The 2,679-nt window shown below is 66.7% G+C and carries 2 protein-coding genes; both read left to right on the plus strand.

The annotated features are described in order from the left end of the window. Nucleotides 1–238 precede the first annotated feature (238 nt). The gene (locus tag J7E68_RS18135; protein ID WP_056312334.1) at nucleotides 239–967 is read left to right on the plus strand and encodes a response regulator transcription factor; all 729 of its coding nucleotides are present in this window, start codon (nucleotides 239–241) and stop codon (nucleotides 965–967) included. Nucleotides 968–993: 26 nt separating this feature from the next. Beyond that, complete coding sequence (locus J7E68_RS18140; RefSeq protein ID WP_215174946.1) at nucleotides 994–2,466, plus strand: cell wall metabolism sensor histidine kinase WalK; 1,473 nt, start codon at nucleotides 994–996, stop codon at nucleotides 2,464–2,466. The last annotated feature ends 213 nt before the right edge of the window (nucleotides 2,467–2,679 follow it).

A 2,679-nucleotide genomic window follows, 5' to 3' on the forward strand; every position in this document is an offset into this window, starting at 1 on the left:
GCGAGCCCGATCGCGACGATCCACGTCTGCTTCTTGCGGCCCGCCAACTCTCGCCGCAGATATGTCCCGTACATGTGTCTCCTTACGCCGCGCCGTTCGCGGGCCGATCACGACGCTAAGGAGCGCAGTTTTGCGAGATCGAGGGAGGAGTGATGAGGAACCTATGCGGCGCGCATCTCACAGCTGACGCATAGCGCTCTCCATAGAAACCCCATAGGAGATTCAGCAGAATGTACTCATGAGCACCGATCTCCCCGAACTGCGCCGCCCCGACGGCTCGCCCCTGCGGATCCTCGCCGTCGACGACGAGCAGATGCTCACCGACCTCCTCGCGATGGCGCTGCGCATGGAGGGCTGGGAGGTGCGCACCGCATCCTCCGGACTCGAAGCACTGCAGGTCGCCCGCGAGTTCGAGCCCGATGCTCTCGTGCTCGACATCATGATGCCCGACCTCGACGGCATGGCTGTGCTGCGCCGCCTGCGCGAGTCGGGAAGCCTCGTGCCGGTGCTCTTCCTGACCGCGAAGGACGCTGTCGGCGATCGTGTCGCGGGCCTCACCGCCGGCGGCGACGACTACGTCACCAAGCCCTTCAGCCTCGAAGAGGTGATCGCGCGTCTGCGGGCGATCATCCGCCGCACCGGGCACGCGACGGCCGACGACGGCCAGTCGATCCTGCGGGTCGCCGACCTCACCCTCAACGAGGACAGCCACGAGGTCGTCCGCGACGGCACAGAGATCGAGTTGACCGCGACGGAGTTCGAGCTGCTCCGCTACCTCATGCGCAACGAGCGCCGCGTGCTGTCGAAGGCGCAGATCCTCGACCGGGTGTGGAGCTATGACTTCGGCGGCAAGTCATCCGTCGTCGAGCTCTACATCTCGTACCTGCGCAAGAAGATCGACGCGGGCCGCACTCCGCTGCTGCACACGGTGCGCGGCGTCGGATACATGATCAAGGCCCCTCAGTGAGCCAGACGAGGATGGCCAGACGGCCGATGAGCCTGCAGACCCGGCTGATGACAGCCGTGATCGGCTTCGTCTCGCTCATCCTCGTGATCGTGTCCTTCATCACCACAGCGATCCTGGGGCGCACCCTCGAGGGGCAACTCGAGGAGAACCTCAAGGAGTACTCGATCGCGTTGACGGTGCAGCTGGTCTCGCCGCTGCCCCAGTCCGAGGCGAACGTCGACACGATCTTCGCCGGAGGCCCGTTGAGGGAGCCGGGACTGCTGGTCGCCGTGTCGAGTACCCGAGGCGGCACCAGCGGCATCGTCTTCGAGAACTCGAAAGCCGAGCTGGACGGAAGCTCGCAGACTCTCACCGACGCGCAGCTCGACCAGATCAATGCCGCGCTGAACGGCGCATCGGATGCGACGATCTCGATCGACGGTCTCGGCTCGTACCGGGTCGTGGTCACGACCGCGCACAACGGGGTGAACGTCGTGACGGGCCTCCCGCGCACCGAGATCCAGGCGCAGCTCGCCCAGCTGATCTCCGTGATCGTCCTCGCCACCCTCGGGGGGCTCATCCTGCTCGCCCTCACCACCGCGATCACGATTCGCCTGGGCTTGCGTCCACTGCGTGCCGTCGCCGCCACGGCGACCCGCGTCGCGAATCAACCGCTCGATCGCGGTGAGGTCGAGATCACCGAGCGCGTGCCCGCATCTGAAGCAGACCCTCGCACCGAGACCGGTCTCGTGGGGTCATCGCTCAACAAGCTGCTCGACCACGTCAACACTTCTCTCGCCTCTCGCCAGAAGAACGAAGAGCGGATGCGGCGGTTCGTCGCCGACGCCAGCCACGAGCTGCGCACCCCGCTCTCGTCGATCCGCGGCTACCCCGAGCTGTCGCTCCGCGCTCTCAAGCAGCAGGGGGGAGAAGCGGCGATCGAGAGCACCACGACCTCTCTCGAGCGCATCCAGGCCCAGTCGCTGCGCATGACCAGCCTGGTCGAAGATCTGCTGCTTCTGGCCCGGCTCGACGAGGGTCGCGAACTCGTCTACGGCACCGTAGATCTCACTCAGCTCGCGCTCGAGGGGCTGTCGGACGCGCGTCCGACCGCCGCCGATCACCACTGGAACATCGATGCGCCCGACGACCCCATCGTCATCATCGGCGACGCCGGACGGATGCATCAGGTCGTCGCGAACCTCCTCGCCAATGCCCGCACGCATACCCCCGCCGGAACCTCGATCACCCTGAGCGTTGCTCGCGAGGGCGATGAGGCAGTGCTGCGGGTGCACGACGACGGACCCGGCATCGATCCCGGCGTCCGCGAGGAGCTCTTCGCGCGCTTCGCCCGTGGCGACAGTTCGCGCGCCCGCCAGACCGGCGGCACGGGACTCGGCCTCGCCATCGCGAAGGCGATCGTCGAAGGACACGGCGGCCACATCACCGTGTCGAGCGAACCCGGAGACACGACGTTCACCGTCCGCATCCCGATCAGCCCGACCACCGCCGCAGACTGAGTTCGGCCCCGGTCCGTCGAGCCGTCTGCAGGACCGCGGCACGTCTGCAGGACGAACGGATGACTTCAGCCCTGCATCCGTACTTTCGTCCTGCAGACGTGCATGCCCGGTTCGGTGCCGCTCGGTCCCGCAGTCCCGTCTGCAGGACCAGGGCACGTCCGCAGGACGAACGGATGACTTCAGCCCTGCATCCGTACTTTCGTCCTGCAGACG

Source organism: Microbacterium sp. ISL-103 (assembly GCF_018613995.1).
GTDB lineage: Bacteria > Actinomycetota > Actinomycetes > Actinomycetales > Microbacteriaceae > Microbacterium.

Coding starts and splice junctions, on each gene's coding strand:
- J7E68_RS18135 (WP_056312334.1), top strand. CDS start 239: ATGAGCACCGATCTCCCCGAACTGCGCCGCCCCGACGGCTCGCCCCTG.
- J7E68_RS18140 (WP_215174946.1), top strand. CDS start 994: ATGAGCCTGCAGACCCGGCTGATGACAGCCGTGATCGGCTTCGTCTCG.